The 21122-nt window shown below is 37.3% G+C and carries 23 protein-coding genes; 11 read left to right on the forward strand and 12 right to left on the reverse strand.

The window, feature by feature from the left end:
• Positions 1 to 122: 122 nt before the first annotated feature.
• Entirely contained in the window at positions 123 to 818 is a 696-nt protein-coding gene (locus TZ94_RS09080) for a VIT1/CCC1 transporter family protein (RefSeq protein WP_045616098.1), read from the reverse strand.
• Between the two features lie 191 nt (positions 819 to 1009).
• Between TZ94_RS09080 and TZ94_RS09085 the strand changes: the two genes are divergently transcribed.
• Positions 1010 to 2290: an O-acetylhomoserine aminocarboxypropyltransferase/cysteine synthase family protein gene (locus TZ94_RS09085; protein ID WP_045616186.1), complete on the forward strand. Its 1281-nt coding sequence runs from the start codon at positions 1010 to 1012 to the stop codon at positions 2288 to 2290.
• 63 nt (positions 2291 to 2353) lie between these two features.
• Positions 2354 to 3034 carry a RadC family protein gene (radC, locus tag TZ94_RS09090; protein WP_045616100.1) on the forward strand — a complete coding sequence of 227 codons (681 nt, stop codon included), beginning with the start codon at positions 2354 to 2356 and terminating at the stop codon, positions 3032 to 3034.
• A 2-nt stretch (positions 3035 to 3036) separates the two neighbouring features.
• On the opposite strand, the gene TZ94_RS09095 is transcribed toward radC, so the two are convergent.
• The 8 genes from TZ94_RS09095 to TZ94_RS09130 form a co-directional block, all read right to left on the reverse strand.
• The gene (locus tag TZ94_RS09095) at positions 3037 to 3513 is read right to left on the reverse strand and encodes a hypothetical protein (RefSeq protein ID WP_241767296.1); all 477 of its coding nucleotides are present in this window, start codon (positions 3511 to 3513) and stop codon (positions 3037 to 3039) included.
• Between the two features lie 60 nt (positions 3514 to 3573).
• Positions 3574 to 4263, reverse strand: a complete 690-nt coding sequence (locus TZ94_RS09100) for a gamma-glutamyl-gamma-aminobutyrate hydrolase family protein (protein WP_045616104.1) — start codon at positions 4261 to 4263, stop codon at positions 3574 to 3576.
• A 15-nt stretch (positions 4264 to 4278) separates the two neighbouring features.
• Positions 4279 to 4920 carry a redox-sensing transcriptional repressor Rex gene (locus TZ94_RS09105; protein ID WP_004252929.1) on the reverse strand — a complete coding sequence of 214 codons (642 nt, stop codon included), beginning with the start codon at positions 4918 to 4920 and terminating at the stop codon, positions 4279 to 4281.
• Positions 4921 to 5007: 87 nt separating this feature from the next.
• Positions 5008 to 5217: a DUF4649 family protein gene (locus tag TZ94_RS09110; protein WP_045616106.1), complete on the reverse strand. Its 210-nt coding sequence runs from the start codon at positions 5215 to 5217 to the stop codon at positions 5008 to 5010.
• Positions 5218 to 5226: 9 nt separating this feature from the next.
• A complete protein-coding gene (locus TZ94_RS09115; protein ID WP_045616108.1) occupies positions 5227 to 5574 on the reverse strand; it encodes a DUF1831 domain-containing protein in 348 nt (115 codons plus the stop codon).
• Positions 5575 to 5578: 4 nt separating this feature from the next.
• Positions 5579 to 6694: a cysteine desulfurase family protein gene (locus TZ94_RS09120; protein WP_045616110.1), complete on the reverse strand. Its 1116-nt coding sequence runs from the start codon at positions 6692 to 6694 to the stop codon at positions 5579 to 5581.
• Positions 6695 to 6709: 15 nt separating this feature from the next.
• Positions 6710 to 7660 (reverse strand): ribose-phosphate diphosphokinase, encoded by a 951-nt coding sequence (locus TZ94_RS09125; protein ID WP_016465844.1) that lies wholly within the window; start codon positions 7658 to 7660, stop codon positions 6710 to 6712.
• Between the two features lie 123 nt (positions 7661 to 7783).
• Positions 7784 to 8353, reverse strand: coding sequence for a CYTH domain-containing protein (locus TZ94_RS09130; protein WP_045616112.1), 570 nt, complete (start codon positions 8351 to 8353; stop codon positions 7784 to 7786).
• Between the two features lie 133 nt (positions 8354 to 8486).
• Here TZ94_RS09130 and TZ94_RS09135 point away from each other — a divergent pair, with 133 nt between their 5' ends.
• The 9 genes from TZ94_RS09135 (at position 8487) to xerS (ending at position 17388) form a co-directional block, all read left to right on the forward strand.
• Positions 8487 to 9158 carry a GTP pyrophosphokinase gene (locus TZ94_RS09135; RefSeq protein WP_045616114.1) on the forward strand — a complete coding sequence of 224 codons (672 nt, stop codon included), beginning with the start codon at positions 8487 to 8489 and terminating at the stop codon, positions 9156 to 9158.
• Positions 9142 to 9960: an NAD kinase gene (locus TZ94_RS09140; RefSeq protein ID WP_016465841.1), complete on the forward strand. Its 819-nt coding sequence runs from the start codon at positions 9142 to 9144 to the stop codon at positions 9958 to 9960. The genes TZ94_RS09135 and TZ94_RS09140 overlap by 17 nt, the downstream gene beginning before the upstream one ends.
• The gene (locus tag TZ94_RS09145; RefSeq protein WP_045616117.1) at positions 9957 to 10856 is read left to right on the forward strand and encodes an RluA family pseudouridine synthase; all 900 of its coding nucleotides are present in this window, start codon (positions 9957 to 9959) and stop codon (positions 10854 to 10856) included. The genes TZ94_RS09140 and TZ94_RS09145 overlap by 4 nt, the downstream gene beginning before the upstream one ends.
• Before the next feature lie 15 nt (positions 10857 to 10871).
• Positions 10872 to 11846, forward strand: coding sequence for a phosphate acetyltransferase (pta, locus tag TZ94_RS09150; RefSeq protein WP_045616119.1), 975 nt, complete (start codon positions 10872 to 10874; stop codon positions 11844 to 11846).
• 148 nt (positions 11847 to 11994) lie between these two features.
• Positions 11995 to 12846 carry a ribosome biogenesis GTPase YlqF gene (gene ylqF, locus TZ94_RS09155; protein WP_045616120.1) on the forward strand — a complete coding sequence of 284 codons (852 nt, stop codon included), beginning with the start codon at positions 11995 to 11997 and terminating at the stop codon, positions 12844 to 12846.
• A complete protein-coding gene (locus TZ94_RS09160; protein WP_045616121.1) occupies positions 12833 to 13615 on the forward strand; it encodes a ribonuclease HII in 783 nt (260 codons plus the stop codon). Before ylqF ends, TZ94_RS09160 begins: the two co-directional genes overlap by 14 nt.
• A gap of 11 nt (positions 13616 to 13626) precedes the next feature.
• Positions 13627 to 15177, forward strand: a complete 1551-nt coding sequence (locus TZ94_RS09165) for a ClC family H(+)/Cl(-) exchange transporter (RefSeq protein WP_045616122.1) — start codon at positions 13627 to 13629, stop codon at positions 15175 to 15177.
• A 62-nt stretch (positions 15178 to 15239) separates the two neighbouring features.
• Positions 15240 to 15983 carry a CPBP family intramembrane glutamic endopeptidase gene (locus TZ94_RS09170; RefSeq protein WP_045616123.1) on the forward strand — a complete coding sequence of 248 codons (744 nt, stop codon included), beginning with the start codon at positions 15240 to 15242 and terminating at the stop codon, positions 15981 to 15983.
• 334 nt (positions 15984 to 16317) lie between these two features.
• A complete protein-coding gene (gene xerS, locus TZ94_RS09175) occupies positions 16318 to 17388 on the forward strand; it encodes a tyrosine recombinase XerS (RefSeq protein WP_045616124.1) in 1071 nt (356 codons plus the stop codon).
• A 76-nt stretch (positions 17389 to 17464) separates the two neighbouring features.
• On the opposite strand, the gene TZ94_RS09180 is transcribed toward xerS, so the two are convergent.
• The 3 genes from TZ94_RS09180 to lpdA form a co-directional block, all read right to left on the reverse strand.
• Positions 17465 to 18106, reverse strand: a complete 642-nt coding sequence (locus TZ94_RS09180; protein ID WP_045616126.1) for a hypothetical protein — start codon at positions 18104 to 18106, stop codon at positions 17465 to 17467.
• Between the two features lie 111 nt (positions 18107 to 18217).
• The gene (locus TZ94_RS09185; RefSeq protein WP_045616128.1) at positions 18218 to 19207 is read right to left on the reverse strand and encodes a lipoate--protein ligase; all 990 of its coding nucleotides are present in this window, start codon (positions 19205 to 19207) and stop codon (positions 18218 to 18220) included.
• Between the two features lie 194 nt (positions 19208 to 19401).
• The gene (gene lpdA, locus TZ94_RS09190) at positions 19402 to 21105 is read right to left on the reverse strand and encodes a dihydrolipoyl dehydrogenase (protein ID WP_045616130.1); all 1704 of its coding nucleotides are present in this window, start codon (positions 21103 to 21105) and stop codon (positions 19402 to 19404) included.
• Between the last annotated feature and the right edge of the window lie 17 nt (positions 21106 to 21122).

Consider the following 21122-nt stretch of genomic DNA (forward strand, 5'->3'; position numbering starts at 1 on the left):
GACTCTAAAAGGTCTACTATTCAAAAACCACACAGTATTTCTTTCGGCTTGATGCTATTCAAGCTTGAAATCACTGTGTGGTTTTATTTTTAAGCTAGTTTTTCTCAGCATTATTTTTTATCTTAAATACTAAACAACTGTCCAAATAGATAAGTGACACCCATGGTCAAAAGGCCGATACAAAGGTTACGAATCATAGCTGTTTTAGTTGGGGCTTTTCCAAGTTTGGCACTGGTGTAACCTGTAATCAATAGAGAAATCGCAACGATAAAAACAGTAGCAGGGATTCGATAGTCACTTGGAAAGATGGTGATGGAAAGCATTGGTGGTAAACTACCAAGAACAAAAGCGATGAAGCTAGATGCTGCAGCATGCCAAGGATTGGTAAACTCTTCATACTCGATTCCGTATTTTTCCTCAACTAAGGCTTTAAGTGGATTTTTAAGAAAAGCTTTATTGACTAAAAGTTGAGCTGAAGTTTCACACTCACCATTTTGAAGATAAGCAGCATATAGAGATTTCTTTGCAGCCTCGATATCCTTATCCAAAAGTAATTGCTCACGAGCTACTGCGGCTTCTTCGGTGTCTTTTTGAGTAGATACTGAAACATATTCACCTCCAGCCATAGAGAAGGCACCCGCTAAGATGGCAGCCAAACCTGAAAGAAAGATTATCCAAATATTACTGGTTGCACTGGCAACGCCGATAACAACTCCAGCGATGGAAATGATCCCGTCATTGGCTCCGAGCACACCAGCACGTAAAATGTTTAAACGACCAGCGAAGTTTGAATCAATTTCATGTGTAATTTCTGACATAGTCTTCTCCTTTTTATCCATTATAAAGTATAGGAGAAGTAAAAACAAACTTTTTAAACTTTCTGAAAAAAGTTCTACAATTTTAATAATAGCCATAGCTATTACTTATGCCAATATATAACAAAGTTGTATTTGTAACTGACTGACATAGATGATACAATTAAATTAATGAAATCTTTGGAGGTCTGATGATGACTCGTGAATTTAAATTTGAAACTCTTCAATTGCATGCAGGGCAAGTGGTAGATGCTACTACCAAGTCTCGTGCTGTACCAATTTACCAAACAACATCTTTTGTATTTGATGATACACAGGAGGGTGCAGAACTCTTTGCACTTCAGAAGGCTGGTAATATCTATACTCGTATCACTAACCCAACAACTTCAGCCTTTGAAGAGCGTATTGCAGCACTAGAAGGCGGAGTAGGTGCACTTGCCACAGCTTCTGGGATGGCAGCTCTTACTTATACTATTCTTGGACTTGCTCATGCTGGTGATCATGTGGTTGCAGCTTCAACTATCTACGGTGGGACCTTTAACCTTTTGAAAGAAACCCTTCCTCGTTACGGAATCACCACAACTTTTGTTGATATTGATAATCTAGAAGAAGTAGAGGCAGCGATTAAAGATAATACAAAACTTGTTTTGATTGAAACTTTGGGTAATCCAGTTATCAACATTCCTGATATTGAAAAAATAGCTGAAATTGCTCATAAACATCAGATTCCTTTGGTTTCAGACAATACCTTTGCAACGCCTTATCTTATCAATGTCTTTTCACACGGTGTAGATATCGCAGTTCACTCTGCAACTAAGTTTATCGGTGGACACGGTACAACTATTGGCGGTGTCATTGTTGATAGCGGTAAGTTTGACTGGGCTGCTTCAGGGAAATTCCCTCAATTAGTCGATGAAGATCCAAGCTACCACAATATCAGCTATACTCGTGATGTTGGTGCTGCAGCTTTTATCGTTGCTGCTCGCGTGCAATTGCTTCGCGATATGGGAGCTGCCCTTTCACCATTTAACTCATTCTTGCTCCTACAAGGTCTTGAGACACTATCTCTCCGTGTTGAACGTCATGTTCAAAATGCTGAGAAAATCGTTGATTTCCTTGTGAACCATCCAAAAGTTGAAAAAGTCAATTATCCAAAATTAGCTGATAGCCCTTACCATGCCTTGGCGGAGAAATATTTACCAAAAGGTGTTGGTTCAATCTTTACCTTCCACGTTAAAGGCGGAGAAGCAGAAGCTCGTAAGGTGATTGATAGCTTAGAAATCTTTTCAAACCTTGCAAACGTAGCAGATGCCAAATCATTGGTCGTTCATCCAGCAACTACAACTCATTCTCAATTGTCTGACTCTGATCTAGAAGCAGCAGGAGTAACTAAAAATCAAATCCGTCTATCAATTGGACTAGAAAATGTCGATGATTTGATTGAAGATTTACGACTAGCTCTTGAAAAAATCTAAAAATAACTTATATTTATCAAATTAAGCATCCTTCTCACGAATAATAAAGTGAGGAGGATTTTTATGTATAGTATTTCATTTCAAGAAGATTCGCTTTTACCAAGAGAGAGACTAGTCAAAGAAGGAGTAGAAGCACTCAGCAACCAAGAATTACTGGCAATATTACTAAGGACAGGCACAAAACAGGCTAATGTTTTTGAAATAGCGCAGAAGGTCTTAAATCAGCTGACATGTTTAACTGACCTCAAAAGAATGAGTCTACAGGAATTGCAGACTCTATCGGGTATTGGACGTGTTAAGGCTATCGAATTGCAAGCCGTTATTGAATTAGGCTACCGTATCCATAAAAAGGAAACAGTGGAAATGGAGAGTATTCTTAGCAGTCGTAAATTAGCTAAAAAGATGCAGTCTGAGCTTGGAGATAAAAAACAAGAGCACCTAGTGGCGCTCTATCTGAATACTCAAAATCAAATCATTCATCAGCAGACTATTTTTATCGGGTCTGCCACGAGAAGCATTGCTGAACCGAGGGAAATTCTCCACTACGCTTTGAAGCATATGGCAACATCTGTGATTCTGGTTCACAATCATCCATCAGGAGCAGTGGTTCCTAGCCCCAATGATGACCATGTTACGAAGCTTGTTAAAGAAGCCTGTGAATTAATGGGATTGGTCTTATTGGACCATTTAATCGTCTCTCATTCTGATTATTTTAGTTACCGCGAGAAGACGGACTTGATATAGGATTATTTTTTGAAGTTTAGGGAACCCTGCTCAAACGCTTGTAAAGCATAGGACTCAACTTCGTTCATATCAATTTTAGGAAGAGGATCAATTGTAGGGACCAGCAACTTTTCTTGTACGATAACGTCAATAATAGCATTGAAGTCTTCAATTTTATAATACTTTTTTGAGTGGATCAAGATATCTCTGTAAAAAACAAGCGAAGAACGAAATCTGCCTTTAAATTTAGCATCTGCATTTTTACAAAATGGTTTTGCCTTTTTAGACATTTCTTTCAGTTCTTTTTGTTTGTCTTTTAGTGAGAGTTTGTCTAGATACTCTTTATTCTTAGAAAATGATTGGTAACTTTCTGCCGTTAAAAGACTATATAGATTAGAAAGTTGAAAATAAACTTCTATTTTCTTTTCCTTATAGGTTGAGAAATGGTCAATTTCCTTGCTCTTAACAGATGAGAAAACATTAACATCTAAATCTCTCAAAAGCTCATGAGTAGAAGGTGGGTTAAGTTCATTCATAATTAATTAACTAATTTATCGAAATTATAATTCATTGACGACATAGTCGAAAAGTGTTTTATCTTTGGGGCGATTTTCAAAGAGAAATTCAGGATGCCATTGAACACCAAGATAAGGGAAGCCGTCCGTAGTTGTAACAGCTTCAATAATACCATCTTTAGGATCATGTGCTACAACCTTAAGATTAGGAGCTAAATCTTTGATGCTCTGATGGTGGAAAGAATTGATATGAGAGATTTCTCCATAGATTTCTCTTAGAATAGTATCTGGTTCGGTGACAAGCCGATGAGTAGTGTATTCAGCGGAAGTATCTTGCCAATGATCTTCGATATCTTGATAAAGAGACCCACCCATGGCTACGTTAAAGAGCTGAGTACCACGACAGACAGAAAAAATAGGTTTCTTTTGCTTGATTGCTTCTTTAATGAGGGCTAACTCAAAAATATCACGTTGAACGTGGTAATCGTCGCTATCAATAGCTTTTGGTTCACCATAGTATTTAGGGTCAACGTTTTGTCCACCAGTTAAAATAAGTTTATCAATTAAACTAATGTAGTAACCGGCCATTTCTTCATCACCAATTGGTAGGATAATGGGGATACCTCCAGCTTCCTTAACTCCTTCAACAAAGCCTTTGGCAGCATAACTCATCATAAGCTCATCGTCTGGATGGGCTTTTTCGTTTCCTGTAATCCCAATAACTGGTTTTTTCATAAATCAATTCGCTTTCTAATCCTCTTTTCGCATAAAATAGAGGAGGGTTTGAAGTTCGCTAGTAAGATCGACATACTGAACAACTACGTCTTTAGGAAGATGTAGATGAACAGGAGAAAAACTGAGGATACCTTTGATACCAGCATCAACCAAAAGTTCCGCAACTTCTTGAGATTTAACACTAGGAACAGTAAGAATAGCAGTTTTAACATCACTATCCTTAATTTTATCCTTTATTTGAGAGATTCCATAGATTGGAACACCGTCGGGTGTCTTGGTACCAACCTCAGGATGATCATCTAGGTCAAAAGCCATGATGATTTTCATTTTGTTACGCTCATGAAAGCGGTAGTGGAGGAGGGCATGTCCCATATTACCAATACCTACAAGCATCACATTGGTAATAGAATTATCATTTAAGAGATCAGCGAAAAAGTTCATGAGCTTTTTAACATCATATCCAAAACCACGTCGTCCAAGTTCCCCAAAGTAGGAGAAATCACGACGAACAGTCGCAGAATCAATACCAATTGCCTCCGCTATTTGTTTGGAATTAGCTCTTTCAATTTTTTCAGCATTAAATCTTTTAAAAATACGATAGTAGAGAGATAGTCTCTTTGCTGTTGCTTTAGGAATAGCAGACTGTTTTTCTTTCACAAAATCACAACCTTTCTATCTACTATTTTATAGAAAGTTTGTGAAAAAAGCAACAATAACGAAAAAAAAACTAAGAAAAATCTTAGTTTAGCTATTTTCGTGGTAAGATTTTAAAAAACGATAGAGATCACCAAGAAGCCCCTGATAGATTTCTACTCCATTATGTGTTAATGAAGTAATAAGGGTCGTATCAGGAAGAGTTACACAACCTGATAGAGAAAGCATGAGTGCTTCATAATCTTCATATTCTTGCACACGTTCAACTTTATAAGGATCCTTGTAAGTTAATCGAAACATAACGACCTTCTATCTTTCGCTTTTTGTAAATACACCACGTTCAACCAGACTATCCATCAAGAAGTAGAATTTCTCTTGGTGAATATGTGTTTCCTCAGACTTAAAAATATCAACTAAGCGGAGTCCAGATTTATCAGTGATATTAATCTTTGCGCCTGATAGGTCTTTATTGATGATAATCTTAAGCTGGAAACCTTCTCCACTATTTGGAACTTTTTCAAGTAGACGTGTGAGTTCATAATTACCAACTTTAGTTTCAAAGAAAGTATTATCTTTAAGAGTAAATTTCTTTACAGTTGGGCTAAGTGTGTAATCGTAACGGCAATTTTTAAGTTTAATTGTTTGTTCGAATGCCATTGAGTTATCCTCCGATGATATTTTTAAGAGTTTTAGCAAGAGTTATCATTTCTTGTTCTGTATTTTGAGGTGAAATGCTGACGCGGACAGATTCGTGTAAGCGAGGCGAATCTTCTCCATAAAAAGCCTGAAGAACATGACTGACTTGAACAACACCAGCAGTACAAGCAGAACCAGTCGAGATAGAAATTCCGTCAAGATCTAGACGAAGTAGCAGTAGGTCATTGCGTTGTCCTGGAAATCCAATGTTGAGGACATAGGGAAGTTGCTCTTTACCTTGGTTTAGATAGTAGTTTGATCCATCCATTTCACCTAAAAATGTTTCTTGTAGTTTTTGAACTTTTTCGAAATTAGGCTCTATATGTTCAAGATCATCCTTTAGAGCTGCGACCATCCCTATAATTGCAGGAAGGTTTTCTGTTCCTGCTCTTTTTTTCTGTTCTTGATCTCCACCGTGTAGATAAGAATCAAAATCTGTAGAAGCTGCATAGAGGAAACCAACGCCTTTAGGACCATAAAACTTATGAGCAGAAGCACTGAGAAAATCAATCCCCAATTCTTCAGGGAGAATCTCTAATTTACCCACCGCCTGGACTGCATCAACATGATAAACAGCTGGATGATTTTTTAGAACATCACCAATTTCATCAATCGGTAATAGAGTTCCTGTTTCATTGTTTGCAAACATAGTTGAAACTAGAATGGTATCTTCACGGAGTGCATTTTTGACTTGGTCTGCAGTGATTTCTTGATTTTCAGGTTCTAGAATTGTCACTTCAAACCCGAAATTTTCAACCAAATATTCAATTGGTTCAAGAACTGCGTGATGCTCAATAGCAGTAGTAATGATGTGTTTCCCACGCCCTTGGTGGCGAAGGCAGTAACCAATAATTGCTGTATTATTACTTTCTGTACCACCAGAGGTGAAGAAAACGTGCTGTGGCTTTGTTCCTAGTAAACTCGCTAACTCTTGACGCGCTTCTCGTAATAATTTACCTGCTTGACGTCCATGGCTATGAATACTAGAAGGGTTCCCATATGTTTCTTGCATGACTTGAGTCATTGCTGAGATAGCTACAGGTGACATGGGTGTCGTAGCAGCATTATCCAAATAAATCAAAAACTCACCTAATTTCTATTTAAATTTAAATAGTGGACTAACTGGTTTTCTTTCATGAATACGAACCATGGCATCACCAATTAATTCGCTTGCAGTAATGTATTGTACATTTTTTGGTTTTTTACTTTCTGTTACGACAGAATCTGTAACCAAAATTTCCTTGATATTAGCTGCATCAAGCAATTCTGCAGCACCGTCAACGAAAAGTCCGTGACTTGAAACTGCATAGATTTCAGTCGCTCCATCGCGTTCTAAGATTTTGGCAGCTTCAGAGAAAGTACGACCTGTATTTAGAATATCATCAATCAAGATTGCTTTCTTGCCTTCAACCTCACCGATAATATATCCTTGGCTACGTTCAGAATCATCTTGAGCATAGTCGATGATAGCAATCGGTGCATCAAGGTACTCAGCAAGGCTACGAGCACGTTTTACACCTGAATTTTTAGGGCTAACAACAACCACATCTGAACCTGTCAAACCTTTATCACAATAATGTTTTGCAAAAAGAGGAATTGTGTAGAGGTTATCAACAGGAATATCAAAGAAACCTTGAACCTGAACAGCGTGAAGATCAAGTGTCAATACACGACTAACTCCAGCTTTAACCAACATATTTGCAACAAGTTTAGCCGTAAGAGGTTCGCGAGAAGAAGCGATACGGTCTTGACGAGCGTAACCAAAATAAGGCATGACAACATTGATTGTATTTGCACTAGCACGAACACAGGCATCAACAGTGATTAAAAGTTCCATCAAATGATTGCTAACAGGATAAGAAGTAGACTGGATGATATAAACATCATAGCCACGAACACTTTCTTCTATGTTAACTTGGATTTCACCATCTGAAAATTGACGTGATGATAATTTTCCAAGTGGAACACCTGCAGCATCTGCAATTTTTTGAGCAATTTCATGGTTTGATGAAAGTGAAAAAAGCTTCATATTCTTTGTATCTGACATTGATAAACCGTCCTCTATAAACTAAGTGAATCAGCAAAAGGAAACAAATTTAAAACAAGTGTTTTCTGTTACAGATTCTAATATTTTTTATCTCTTTTATTTTATCAAAAAAAGTTGATTATTTCAGGATTTTTTCATATTTTCTATAAATCGAACTAATTTTGAAGGTGCATTCTTGTATTCGATATCATTTGCCTGTAAAAACTCCTGAAAATCAAGACTTCCCTGGTCTCCATTTTCGACTTCCAACTCTAGTTCATAATCAACAACATCGAAGTAGCTACTTTGATCAAGTGCCATCAGTCCGATAGAGGTCTCTTTCTCATAACGAACAGTGGTTAAACAACCTAAAACAATCCATCCACTTGGTGAAACACCTCGATTTGAAAGTTCTTCTAAAATCATTCCCTGAGGAAGTTTACATTCTTCCAAACATTTCTTTGCCTCTTCTAGAGTGAGCGCTTGATTGTATTCCATATTTCCAACTTTTTGAGGGATTTTTATGGTTAATTCGGCACTATTTTCAAATGTACGAATGCGCATGGCAATCTTATGTTGACGAAGATAAAAACCAGGTGTATCTAAGTAGTAATTTTTTTGTGTAATCGGTGAAATTTCTGAAAATTTGCCTTGCAATCTCTGATATTCTTCTTTACTGAGAAGTGTTTTCATTTCAATTTCTAAATGTTTCATTTTTTCAACCTTTTCTTTATATTTGAAAGCGATTTATGGTATAATAAGCATTGTATTTATTGTATCTGATTTTCACTAGAAAATCAAAAACTAGATAAATTATAGTGTAGAGAGAATTGGACGTAAGAGTTATATGATTACAGAATGGGAAGAATTTTTAGATCCTTACATTCAAGCTGTCGGAGAATTGAAAATTAAACTCCGAGGTATCCGAAAACAATATCGAAAACAAAATAAACATTCTCCTATTGAGTTTGTCACAGGTCGCGTAAAGCCGATTGAAAGCATCAAAGAAAAAATGGCACGTCGTGGAATAACCTATGACACGCTTGAACAAGATTTGCAAGATATTGCAGGATTGCGTGTGATGGTTCAATTTGTAGACGACGTGAATGAGGTTGTATCTATCCTTCGTAAAAGACAGGATATGAGAGTTGTTCAAGAACGAGATTATATCACTCATCGTAAGGCGTCAGGTTATCGTTCTTACCATGTAGTTATTGAATATACAGTCGATACTATAAATGGTGCAAAAACCATCTTAGTTGAGATTCAAATTCGTACGTTGGCAATGAACTTTTGGGCGACGATTGAACATTCACTCAACTATAAATACCAAGGAGATTTCCCGGAAGAAATCAAGGAAAGACTTGAGATTACTGCTAGAATTTCTCATCAGCTAGACGAAGAAATGAGTAAGATACGTGCTGATATCCAGGAAGCGCAAGCACTCTTTGATCCTTTGCACAGAAAATTAAATGACGGGGTAGGAAACAGTGACGATACCGATGAAGAATACAGGTAAACGAATTGACCTAATTGCCAACCGTAAACCTCAGAGTCAAAAGGTTCTTTTTGAATTAAAAGATCGCTTAAAAAAGAATAATTTTATCCTGAATGATAAGAATCCAGACATCGTTATCTCTATTGGTGGAGATGGCATGTTACTGTCTGCATTTCATAAATATGAAAACCAACTCGATAAGGTGCGTTTTATTGGGGTCCATACTGGTCACTTAGGTTTTTATACGGATTATCGTGATTTTGAGTTGGATCAATTAGTCACAAATTTACAGCTGGATAATGGAGCTCGAGTTTCTTATCCGCTCTTAAGTGTTAAAATATTTCTTGAAAATGGAGAAGTCAAGTCTTTCCGAGCACTAAATGAGGCTAGTATTCGTCGAGCGGATCGCACTATGGTTGCGGATGTTATTATTAATCATGTTCCTTTTGAACGTTTTCGAGGAGACGGCTTGACGGTTTCAACGCCGACAGGAAGTACAGCTTATAATAAATCACTTGGTGGAGCAGTACTGCATCCAACCATAGAAGCCTTACAATTAGCTGAAATTGCCAGTTTGAACAACCGAATCTACCGCACACTTGGTTCTTCAATTATTGTTCCTAAGAAAGATAAAATCGAACTAATACCAACTCGAAATGATTATCATACTATCTCTATCGATAATAGTATCTATTCTTTCCGAAATATTGAAAAAATAGAGTACCAAATCGACCACCACAAGATTCATTTCGTAGCCACTCCAAGCCACACCAGTTTTTGGAATCGTGTTAAAGATGCCTTTATTGGTGAGGTGGACGAATGAGGTTTCAATTTATTGCCGACGAACATGTTAAGGTAAAAACCTTTCTAAAGAAACATGAGGTTTCTAAAGGTTTACTTGCCAAGATTAAGTTTCGAGGTGGTGATATCCGAGTGAATGGGCATCCACAGAACGCTACCTATCTCTTAGATATTGGGGATGAGGTTGTCGTTGATATTCCTCCAGAAGAAGGTTTCGAGACACTGGAAGCAATTGATTATCCGCTAGATATTCTATTTGAAGATGATCATTTCTTGATTATTAATAAACCCTTTGGTGTTGCATCTATTCCTAGCGTCAATCATTCCAATACCATTGCCAACTTTATCAAGGGTTACTATGTCAAACAGAACTATGAAAACCAACAAGTTCACATCGTTACTAGACTTGATAGAGATACCTCTGGCTTGATGCTTTTTGCAAAACATGGCTACGCGCATGCTAGATTAGACAAGCAATTGCAGAGAAAGGCTATTGAAAAGCGTTATTACGCGCTAGTCAAGGGAGATGGACATCTGGAACCACAGGGAGAAATCATCGCTCCAATAGCCCGAGATGAAGATTCTATCATCACTCGACGAGTAGCAAAGGGTGGGAAATATGCTCATACGTCCTATCAAATCGTGGCATCTTACGGGAATATTCACTTAGTTGATATTCGTCTCCATACTGGGAGAACCCACCAGATTCGGGTTCATTTCTCGCATATTGGGTTTCCATTACTCGGAGATGACCTTTATGGTGGAAGTTTAGACCACGGCATAGAGCGCCAGGCTCTACATTGCCATTACTTATCGTTCTATCATCCGTTCTTAAAAGAACAGTTAGAGCTAGAAAGCCCACTACCGGATGATTTCGACACACTTATTACACAGTTATCAAATAATAAATTATCTTAAAAGGAGTCAAAACTCATGGAAGTTTTTGAAAGTTTGAAAGCCAACTTAGTTGGTAAAAATGCACGCATCGTTTTACCTGAAGGTGAAGAACCACGTATCCTTCAAGCTACGAAGCGTTTGGTAAAAGAAACAGAAGTTATCCCTGTCCTATTAGGAAACCCTGAAAAAATTAAAATCTATCTTGAAATCGAAGGAATTACAGAAGGTTACGAAATCATTGATCCAGAACACTACCCACAATTTGAAGAAATGGTAGCTGCGCTTGTTGAACGTCGTAAAGGAAAAATGACAGAAGAAGAAGCAAGAGAAGTGCTTGTTAATGATGTTAACTACTTTGGTGTAATGTTAGTCTATATGGGCTTAGTAGACGGTATGGTTTCAGGAGCTATTCACTCTACAGCTTCAACAGTTCGTCCAGCTCTTCAAATCATTAAGACTCGTCCGAATGTGAGCCGTACATCAGGTGCCTTCCTTATGGTTCGTGGAACTGAACGTTACTTGTTTGGTGACTGTGCTATCAACATCAACCCCGATGCTGATGCCCTGGCTGAAATCGCGATTAACTCAGCGATCACAGCTAAGATGTTTGGTATCGAACCTAAGATTGCTATGCTTAGCTATTCAACTAAGGGATCAGGCTTTGGTGAAAGTGTCGATAAGGTTGTTGAAGCAACAAAAATCGCTCATGAGCTTCGTCCAGACCTTGAAATTGATGGCGAATTGCAATTTGACGCTGCTTTTGTTCCAGAAACTGCAGCTCTTAAAGCACCTGGAAGTAATGTAGCTGGACAAGCTAATGTCTTTATCTTCCCAGGTATTGAAGCAGGTAATATCGGTTACAAGATGGCTGAACGTCTCGGTGGATTTGCTGCAGTTGGACCTGTTTTGCAAGGTCTTAACAAACCAGTAAATGACCTTTCTCGCGGATGTAACTCTGACGATGTTTACAAATTAACTCTTATCACTGCAGCACAAGCTGTTCATCAATAAGAATTTTATCCCTCTTTTCCTCTTGGATAAAGGGGGATTTCTCTTTTTACTGGCACAATTCATCTGCAAAAATAGCTGAAATATGGTAAAATAGTCAATAATCATCTATGTTAATTAGAATAAGTTTGTATGAAGAAAAGGAAATAAAATGGCAACTATTCAATGGTTTCCTGGACACATGTCTAAGGCGCGTCGTCAGGTTCAGGAAAATTTAAAATTTGTTGATTTTGTGACGGTTTTAGTTGATGCACGTTTACCCTTGTCTAGTCAAAATCCGATGCTGACTAAAATCATCGGAGATAAACCAAGACTATTGATTTTGAACAAAGCAGACCTTGCGGACCCAGCATTAACTAAAGAGTGGCGTCAATACTTTGAATCACAAGGTATTCAGACACTTGCTATTAACTCTAAGGAACAAATAACAGTAAAAGTCGTAACGGAAGCTGCTAAGAAACTCATGGCAGATAAAATCGCTCGTCAGAAGGAACGTGGTATTCAAATCGAGACCTTGCGTACCATGATCGTTGGGATTCCAAACGCTGGTAAATCAACGCTGATGAACCGTTTGGCTGGTAAGAAAATTGCTGTAGTTGGTAACAAACCAGGTGTGACAAAGGGCCAACAATGGCTCAAAACAAATAAAGATTTGGAAATCTTGGACACTCCAGGGATTCTCTGGCCAAAATTCGAAGATGAAACTGTCGCTCTTAAACTTGCCCTTACAGGAGCCATCAAGGATCAGTTGCTTCCAATGGATGAAGTGACAATTTTTGGTCTTAATTACTTTAAAACACATTATCCTGAAAAGCTTCAAGAACGTTTTAAACAAATGAATCTGGACGACGAAGCTCCAGAAATCATCATGGATATGACTCGTATTCTTGGTTTCCGTGATGATTACGATCGTTTTTACAACCTTTTTGTAAAAGAAGTTCGTGATGGAAAACTAGGCAACTATACATTAGATACATTGGAAGACCTCAATGGCAACAATTAAAGAAATAAAAGAAGAACTAGGAAAGATAACTGAACTTGATAGTCCTCTGTTTAAGGAGTTTGAAAAAGATTCTCGTTCAGGTGTTCAAAAAGAAATTGAAAAGCGCAAGAAAGCTATTCAAGCTGAAATTGATGAAAATCTGCGCTTAGAAGGCATGTTATCTTATGAAAAAGAGCTTTACGCTCAATGTATTAGCTTAATTGCAGGCGTAGATGAAGTTGGACGTGGACCTTTAGCTGGTCCTGTTGTTGCTGCAGCAGTCATTCTTCCCCAAAATTGTAAGATTAAAGGTTTGAATGACAGTAAGAAGATTCCTAAGAAAAAACACGAGGAGATTTTTCAGGCTGTCAAAGAGAATGCTCTAGCAATCGGTATTGGGATTATGGATAATCATGTCATTGACCAAGTCAATATCTATGAAGCAACGAAACTAGCAATGAAAGAAGCTATCTCTCAGCTTGAACCTCAACCAGAACATCTTTTGATTGATGCTATGAAGTTAGATTTGCCGATTTTTCAAACATCCATCATCAAAGGAGATGCAAACTCGCTTTCTATTGCAGCAGCATCCATCATTGCTAAGGTTACCAGAGATAAGATCATGGCTAACTATGACCAGGAATTTCCAGGTTATGATTTTTCTCAAAATGCTGGTTATGGAACGGCTAAACATTTAGAAGGTTTAGAAAAGTACGGTGTTGCACCCATTCATCGCACAAGCTTTGAACCGATTAAAACGATCGTTTCAGAAGCTGAAAAAGATAATTAAAGGAGAAAATTATGGAGGAACAGTCGGAAACACTTAGTTCCAAGAAAGAATTTGCCTTTGCGTCAAGTACAATTCTATCTCAAGTAGGGCGAGGAATTATCGTTGGATTAGTCGTAGGCCTTATTGTTGGGTCTTTTCGATTTTCTATTGAAAAAGGTTTTCATGTCATCCAAGGGCTTTATCGTGATCAAGATAATCTTGTACGTAACCTGTTGATTATCTCCTTGCTTTATCTTGTTATTTGCTGGCTTAGTGCTAAATTAACACGCTCAGAAAAGGATATCAAAGGTTCTGGTATTCCTCAAGTTGAGGCGGAGTTAAAAGGTCTCATGTCACTCAACTGGTGGAGTGTGCTTTGGAAGAAATACATCCTTGGTATTTTAGCAATCGCTAGTGGACTCATGCTCGGTCGTGAAGGTCCAAGTATTCAACTAGGTGCCGTTGGAGGTAAAGGAATTGCTAAATGGCTGAAATCTAGCCCAGTAGAAGAGCGCTCTTTAATAGCTAGTGGAGCTGCTGCTGGACTTGCTGCAGCCTTTAACGCTCCAATAGCAGGTCTGCTTTTTGTAGTAGAAGAAGTTTACCATCACTTTTCAAGATTTTTCTGGGTTTCAACTCTGGCTGCCAGTCTGGTAGCAAACTTTGTCTCTCTTCTGATCTTCGGCTTAACACCTGTTCTGGATATGCCGGATGATATCCCTCTCATGAGTTTGAGCCAATATTGGATTTATCTGGTAATGGGGATTTTTCTCGGGCTCTCAGGTTTTATTTATGAAAAAGCAGTTCTGAATGTAGGCAAGGTTTATGAATGGATTGGCCAAAGGCTTCACGTTGATAAAGCTTATCATCCGATTTTTGCTTTTATTCTTATTATTCCCGTAGGAATTTTTCTACCACAGATTCTTGGTGGCGGGAATCAAGTTGTTTTATCCTTAACAGAACAAAATTTTAGTTTCCAAATTATCTTACTTTACTTTATCATTCGCTTTATCTGGAGCATGATCAGTTACGGAAGTGGACTGCCAGGTGGTATTTTCTTACCAATTTTAGCATTAGGTTCTATACTTGGTGCTCTAGTAGGCGTTATTTGTGTCAATCTTGGCCTTGTTAGCCAGCAGCAATTTCCTATTTTTGTAATTCTTGGAATGAGCGGTTATTTTGGGGCTATCTCAAAAGCACCTTTGACAGCTATGATTCTTGTAACTGAAATGGTTGGTGACATCCGAAATCTAATGCCTTTAGGGATGGTGACCCTAGTAGCTTACATCGTCATGGATTTGCTCAAAGGAGCACCTGTCTATGAAGCCATGCTGGAGAAAATGTTACCTGAATCAGCAACTGATGACGGAGAAGTTACACTAATAGAAATCCCTGTTTCAGACAAAATAGCTGGAAAACAAGTACATGAACTCAATTTACCTCATAATGTGCTTATCACAACCCAAGTACATAATGGTAAAAGTAAGACAGTAAATGGATCTACAAGGATGTATCTAGGAGATATGATCCATCTCGTTATTCCAAAAAGTGAAATTGGAAAAGTAAAAGATTTGCTTTTATAAGTAGTATTAATTTACATAATTTTTATTACGAAAAGTTATAATATGTTTTGAAAGGTTTCTCTATGAAAAAAAATAAGGCAATTTTGGTATATTTGCTAGGAACATTTATCCAATTAGTATCAGTTTGTCTAGTTTTCTTTCTATTGAATCGTTACTCTGTTCATTCTGATTTATTAACTATTTCAGGAATCATTCTAGGTGGAATTTCTTCAGCTCTCTGGGGAATAATTGTTGCTAATCGATATTTTCATATTCATTTTAAGAAGATTTTAAAAGATTTTTTTAACATTCATACTAGTTATAAACACTATTTATTATCTTTCTTCCTAATTATATTTGATTTTTCTTTCATATTGTTTGGTGGGAAAATGTTAGAATTTAACTGGTATCTCCCTTTTTTGATGTTCTTCAAATTTATTTTATTTGGAGGAATAGAAGAGATTGGATGGCGATATGTATTTCAACCAATTTTACAAGAACATTTGCCGTATTTCCTCTCCACAATCTTAACCTTTTTTAGTTGGGCTATTTGGCATCTGTTGTACTTTTACATAGATGGTTCTCTGGCAATATTACAATTGACGCCGTTTCTAATTGGATTACTGACAAATTCTTTCATACTATCAGCACTATATATTAAAACAAACAATCTCTGGATTTGTGTAATGACTCATTCAATTATTAATGTCTTGTCTCAACTAACCATAGATACTAATCAATACGAAACTTACTTGATAAAAATCTTCGTCATCTTAGTTTCGTGCTATATGGTAATGAATAAAAAAGAAGAGTATAGTCGTAACTGATTGTATTAGTAAACTTTCATTTTAATAAAATGAAATATAAAACTCCAAAACCAAATCAAATATGATTTGGTTTTTATGATAATAAGAATCAAATTTTACTTGAATTACATTTACTAGAGTTGAAGATCGACAGAGGAGCATTTAGCAAAAAGTATAAAAAATTTTAATCATAATAAATTAATTAAAAGAAAAACTAAAAAAATTTTTGGTTACAATTGCAAAAATTTAGATATTGCATATATCACCTATTACATTTTTCCGAAAAACTATAATTTTCTTGAAAAATATATCTAGCTATGCTATACTACTAGTATAGAAAGATTTGGAGAAAAACATGAAACGCGAGATCTTATTAGAACGGATTGATAAACTCAAACAAGTGATGCCCTGGTATGTTCTGGAATATTATCAATCAAAATTAGCCGTCCCCTACAGTTTTACAACCTTGTACGAATATTTAAAGGAATACGATCGATTTTTCAGCTGGGTTTTAGAATCTGGTATATCGAATGCTGACACCATGGCAAATATACCTTTAGATGTACTTGAGAATATGACAAAGAAAGACATGGAATCTTTTATTCTTTACTTACGTGAACGCCCTTTGCTTAATGCTAATACGACAAAGAATGGTGTCTCCCAAACAACCATCAACCGTACTTTATCAGCGCTTTCTAGTCTTTATAAGTACTTGACTGAGGAAGTTGAAAATGAACAAGGGGAACCTTATTTCTATCGCAATGTTATGAAGAAAGTTGCTACCAAGAAAAAGAAAGAAACTTTGGCTGCTCGAGCCGAAAATATCAAGCAAAAGCTCTTTTTAGGCGATGAAACAGAGGGTTTTTTGAATTATATCGATGAGGAATACCCCAAAACTCTCTCAAATCGTGCCCTATCCTCTTTTAATAAGAATAAAGAGCGAGATTTGGCAATTATTGCACTCCTTCTTGCCTCTGGTGTACGTCTCTCTGAGGCAGTAAATCTGGATCTTCGAGACCTTAATCTCAAGATGATGGTGATTGATGTAACTCGAAAAGGTGGAAAACGAGACTCGGTCAATGTTGCTGCCTTTGCTAAACCTTATTTAGAGCAATATCTCGCTATTCGAGACAAACGTTATAAGACAGAAAAGACTGATACAGCTCTCTTTCTAACTTTATATAGAGGTGTTCCAAACCGTATTGACGCTTCTAGTGTCGAAAAGATGGTAGCCAAGTATTCAGAAGACTTCAAAGTACGCGTAACACCCCATAAACTGCGTCATACACTAGCAACTCGTCTCTATGATGCGACCAAATCACAGGTTATGGTCAGTCACCAGCTAGGACATGCTAGCACACAAGTTACCGACTTGTATACCCATATCGTTAATGATGAGCAGAAAAATGCCTTGGATAGTTTATAATGATACATAATATAGTTTATGTAATATTTAAAATAGAGCGATAGATTTTTGATTATCTAACGCTCTTTTTTTGTTATTATAAAAATTCAATCCAATAATTTCTGTGTGGCTCAATTATAACTGGCTTTCCCCAAAATGACTTTAGATAAGCCAGATTCGCAGGGGTTACGGGTCTTTTTTCTTCATTGTACTTCTCAGCACTTTCTTTCGTTAAAAAACATTTAACAGCTTCATATGGCGTACCGTCACTAGCTGTACGATCAATATCCATATAAGCAATTTCATCACCTTTTTGAGGACTGTCAGTAAGAAGTTTTCCAATAAAGTAGACTGTTTTATTTTTCATTAATTCATAAGCTTTACAATTTTCAAGTCGGTTATTCGCTGCTGCATACATAATACAAAAACTATCCACGATGTCTTTCATTGGCATTAACGCTTCTTTGCTTACGATGATTTCCTCAGGAGCAAGACCCCCAATAATCAAGTCTTTAAAATGAGCTTGCTGAATAACATTGTCTAAGGCCATTCCCAGAGGGATTTGTACAGCTTGAAAACCTAAAGGTTCTAACTCTTGTCTTTTCTTATCGAAGTGTTCTTGTGTGATACTGACATTCAAATCGTATGGATTTGTAGTTTCTTGTTTCTTAAAAAATGCTACCACAGTACGATCTAACTGTTCAAATAGACCAAGATTTTCAACTGGAATCTTTATCATTATTAATTTTTCCTCTATATATTTAAAATTTCCACTATATTATACTCTCATGATGATCGATTATCAAGTTTAAATAAAAAAGAAATCCACATTACATGGATCTCTCTTTCTTTATTCCACCACTGCCTCAGCAATTTCTTCTGCAGTGATTCCTGCGAAGTAACGACCTAGGTTAATGGTTTGAAGTGCTTTAAGTACATCTTCGCGTTCGTATTTAACACCACGAAGGACATCTTCTACTGCTGCTACATCTTCGATACCAAAGAAGTCACCGTAAATCTTAATGTCTTGAATTTTTGATTCAATAACATTAGCAAAGATTTCTACCTTACCGCTTGGGAATTTTGTGCCACGACGGACATTGTATTCAGGAGACTTTCCATAGTTCCAGTCCCAAGTCCCAAACTTAGTTTCTTTGATTCGATTAATTTCAGCCAATTCCTCATCTGAGAAGACATACTCTGTCATTTCAGGGTATTCTTTTTTCATGTATTCCAAAAGTAAGTCACGAAATTCTTCTACAGTAATTTTTTCTGGCAATTCGTCTACGATATTGGTTACTCGTGCGCGAACTGATTTAAAACCTTTTGATTCGAACTTGTCTTTAGAAACCTTAAGTGCGTTAGCTAGGACTGACAAATCTACGTCAAATAGAAGACAACCATGGTGCATGATACGGCCATTGATATAGGCTTGTGCATTTCCACAGAATTTCTTACCGTCGATTTCTAAATCGTTACGGCCTGTAAATTCAGCTTTAACACCAAGTTCAGCTAAAGTATTGATAACTGGAGTAGAGAAGCTCTTGAAGTCAAAGGCCTTGTTTTCATCTTCTTTTGAAATGATTGTATAGTTAAGGTTGTTCAAATCATGGTAAACAGCTCCACCACCACTGATTCGACGGACTACTTCAATTCCATTTTCACGAACATAGTCACGGTTAATTTCTTCAACCGTATTTTGGTGACGTCCTACAATAATAGATGGTTTGTTAATCCAAAGAAGGAAGATTTGATCCTCGTCCAAAAGGTGTTTAAAAGCATATTCCTCTAAAGCAATATTAAAGGCAGTGTCGTTTGAATGATTGATAATGTATTTCATAGTATTTCCAAAAATCTAGTTTTTAAATTCTGTTCATAGCAATCCAATTTTCTAAAGTGGTAAAAAGAAATGTAACGATAACACGTTACATTTCTCGGAAAAATTGAGACAAGAGGCTCAATTTTAAGGCATGGAACTCTAATAGAGGTCGCTGCCGTCCGTACTACTTTAAGAAAATTTAGTTAAAAACTTATTTATTTTTTCTTAGGTGAATGGATGGCCATTCCAAGAACATCAGCAAATGCTTCGTACATAACTTCTGAGTATGTTGGGTGTCCGTGGATTGTCTTAAGCATTTCTTCAACAGTGATTTCCATTTCAATGATACTTGACGCTTCATTGATCAACTCTGCTGCTGCAGGACCAATGATATGAACACCAAGGATTTCACCATATTTCTTGTCTGCAATGACTTTAACGAAACCTTGAGCCGCATCTGATGCAATGGCACGACCGTTAGCCGCAAAGTTGAATTTACCAATTTGAACATCATATTTTTCACGAGCTTGTTCTTCTGTCAAACCAACTGCTGCTACTTCTGGAAGTGTGTAGATAGCTGCAGGAGTTAAGTTCAATTTGGCAACAGCGTGGTTTCCTTTAAGGGCATTTTCAGCGGCAACTTCACCCATACGGAAGGCAGCGTGAGCCAACATCTTAGTACCGTTGATATCACCTGGTGCATAGATACCTGGAACAGAAGTTTCCATGTATTCATTAACCTTGATACGACCACGGTCTAATTCAAACTCAACATCTCCGATACCTTCAAGATCTGGAACACGACCGATTGAAAGAAGGGCTTTATCCGCGATGATATCATCTTTTCCTTCAACCTTGATACGGAGCTTGCCATCTTCTTCGATAATTTCTTGGAGTTTTGTATCAGTCAAGATTGTCATACCTTTACGTTCAAGGATTAAACGAAGGTTCTTAGATACTTCCGCATCCATAGCTGGAACAATACGATCCATCATTTCGATAACAGTAACTTTTGAACCAAATGTCATGAAAGCTTGTCCAAGTTCGATTCCGACAACACCGCCACCAATGATGACAAGGCTTTCTGGAACTTCATTCATTTCAAGGATATCATCACTAGTCATCACAAGAGATGATTCCATACCAGGAACGTTGATTTTGCTTACTTTTGAACCACCAGCAAGGATGATCTTCTTAGTTTCAAGCAATTCAGAACCATTTACCAAGACATTCTTATCTTTAGTAATAGTACCGATACCTTTATGAACATCAACGCCGTAGCTACGAAGTAGTCCTGCAACACCACCAACAAGAGTATTAACAACTTTAGATTTTGTTTCTAAAAGTTTGTCCATATCAACTGTGAAGTTAGGATTTTCAATCACGATACCTCGATTTGCAGCATGACCGATATTCTCGATAATTTCAGCGTTATGGAGGTAAGTCTTAGTTGGGATACATCCGCGGTTCAAGCATGTTCCACCAAGTTCAGATTTCTCAACAAGAGCAACCTTACCACCTAATTGAGCTGCTTTAATAGCAGATACATAACCAGCAGGTCCACCACCAATAACAACGATATCGTAAGCATCATCGCTCTTACCATCATCGTTTGAAGCACTTGCAGCAGGTGCTGGACTAGCTTCAGGTGCTGCTGCGCCAGCTGTTGGGATATTTTCCCCTTCCTCACCAAGATAACCGATAACTTCAGTAACAGGAACAGTTTCACCATCACCTTTAAGGATAGCGATCAAGTATCCATCTTCTTCTGCTTCTAATTCCATGCTGACTTTGTCAGTCATGATTTCCAAAAGGATTTCTCCTTCTTTTACAAATTCTCCGACTTTTTTATTCCATTGGACGATTTGTCCTTCTGTCATATCCACGCCGGCTTTTGGCATAATTACTTCTAAGGCCATATCTTACTTCCTTTATC

Source organism: Streptococcus infantis (genome assembly GCF_000960085.1).
In the GTDB taxonomy this organism is placed as follows: Bacteria; Bacillota; Bacilli; order Lactobacillales; family Streptococcaceae; genus Streptococcus; species Streptococcus infantis_C.

Coding starts and splice junctions, on each gene's coding strand:
- TZ94_RS09080 (WP_045616098.1), bottom strand. CDS start 818: ATGTCAGAAATTACACATGAAATTGATTCAAACTTCGCTGGTCGTTTA.
- TZ94_RS09085 (WP_045616186.1), top strand. CDS start 1,010: ATGACTCGTGAATTTAAATTTGAAACTCTTCAATTGCATGCAGGGCAA.
- radC (WP_045616100.1), top strand. CDS start 2,354: ATGTATAGTATTTCATTTCAAGAAGATTCGCTTTTACCAAGAGAGAGA.
- TZ94_RS09100 (WP_045616104.1), bottom strand. CDS start 4,263: ATGAAAAAACCAGTTATTGGGATTACAGGAAACGAAAAAGCCCATCCA.
- TZ94_RS09110 (WP_045616106.1), bottom strand. CDS start 5,217: ATGTTTCGATTAACTTACAAGGATCCTTATAAAGTTGAACGTGTGCAA.
- TZ94_RS09115 (WP_045616108.1), bottom strand. CDS start 5,574: ATGGCATTCGAACAAACAATTAAACTTAAAAATTGCCGTTACGATTAC.
- TZ94_RS09125 (WP_016465844.1), bottom strand. CDS start 7,660: ATGTCAGATACAAAGAATATGAAGCTTTTTTCACTTTCATCAAACCAT.
- TZ94_RS09130 (WP_045616112.1), bottom strand. CDS start 8,353: ATGAAACATTTAGAAATTGAAATGAAAACACTTCTCAGTAAAGAAGAA.
- TZ94_RS09135 (WP_045616114.1), top strand. CDS start 8,487: ATGATTACAGAATGGGAAGAATTTTTAGATCCTTACATTCAAGCTGTC.
- TZ94_RS09140 (WP_016465841.1), top strand. CDS start 9,142: ATGAAGAATACAGGTAAACGAATTGACCTAATTGCCAACCGTAAACCT.
- TZ94_RS09145 (WP_045616117.1), top strand. CDS start 9,957: ATGAGGTTTCAATTTATTGCCGACGAACATGTTAAGGTAAAAACCTTT.
- pta (WP_045616119.1), top strand. CDS start 10,872: ATGGAAGTTTTTGAAAGTTTGAAAGCCAACTTAGTTGGTAAAAATGCA.
- ylqF (WP_045616120.1), top strand. CDS start 11,995: ATGGCAACTATTCAATGGTTTCCTGGACACATGTCTAAGGCGCGTCGT.
- TZ94_RS09160 (WP_045616121.1), top strand. CDS start 12,833: ATGGCAACAATTAAAGAAATAAAAGAAGAACTAGGAAAGATAACTGAA.
- TZ94_RS09165 (WP_045616122.1), top strand. CDS start 13,627: ATGGAGGAACAGTCGGAAACACTTAGTTCCAAGAAAGAATTTGCCTTT.
- TZ94_RS09170 (WP_045616123.1), top strand. CDS start 15,240: ATGAAAAAAAATAAGGCAATTTTGGTATATTTGCTAGGAACATTTATC.
- xerS (WP_045616124.1), top strand. CDS start 16,318: ATGAAACGCGAGATCTTATTAGAACGGATTGATAAACTCAAACAAGTG.
- TZ94_RS09180 (WP_045616126.1), bottom strand. CDS start 18,106: ATGATAAAGATTCCAGTTGAAAATCTTGGTCTATTTGAACAGTTAGAT.
- TZ94_RS09185 (WP_045616128.1), bottom strand. CDS start 19,207: ATGAAATACATTATCAATCATTCAAACGACACTGCCTTTAATATTGCT.
- lpdA (WP_045616130.1), bottom strand. CDS start 21,105: ATGGCCTTAGAAGTAATTATGCCAAAAGCCGGCGTGGATATGACAGAA.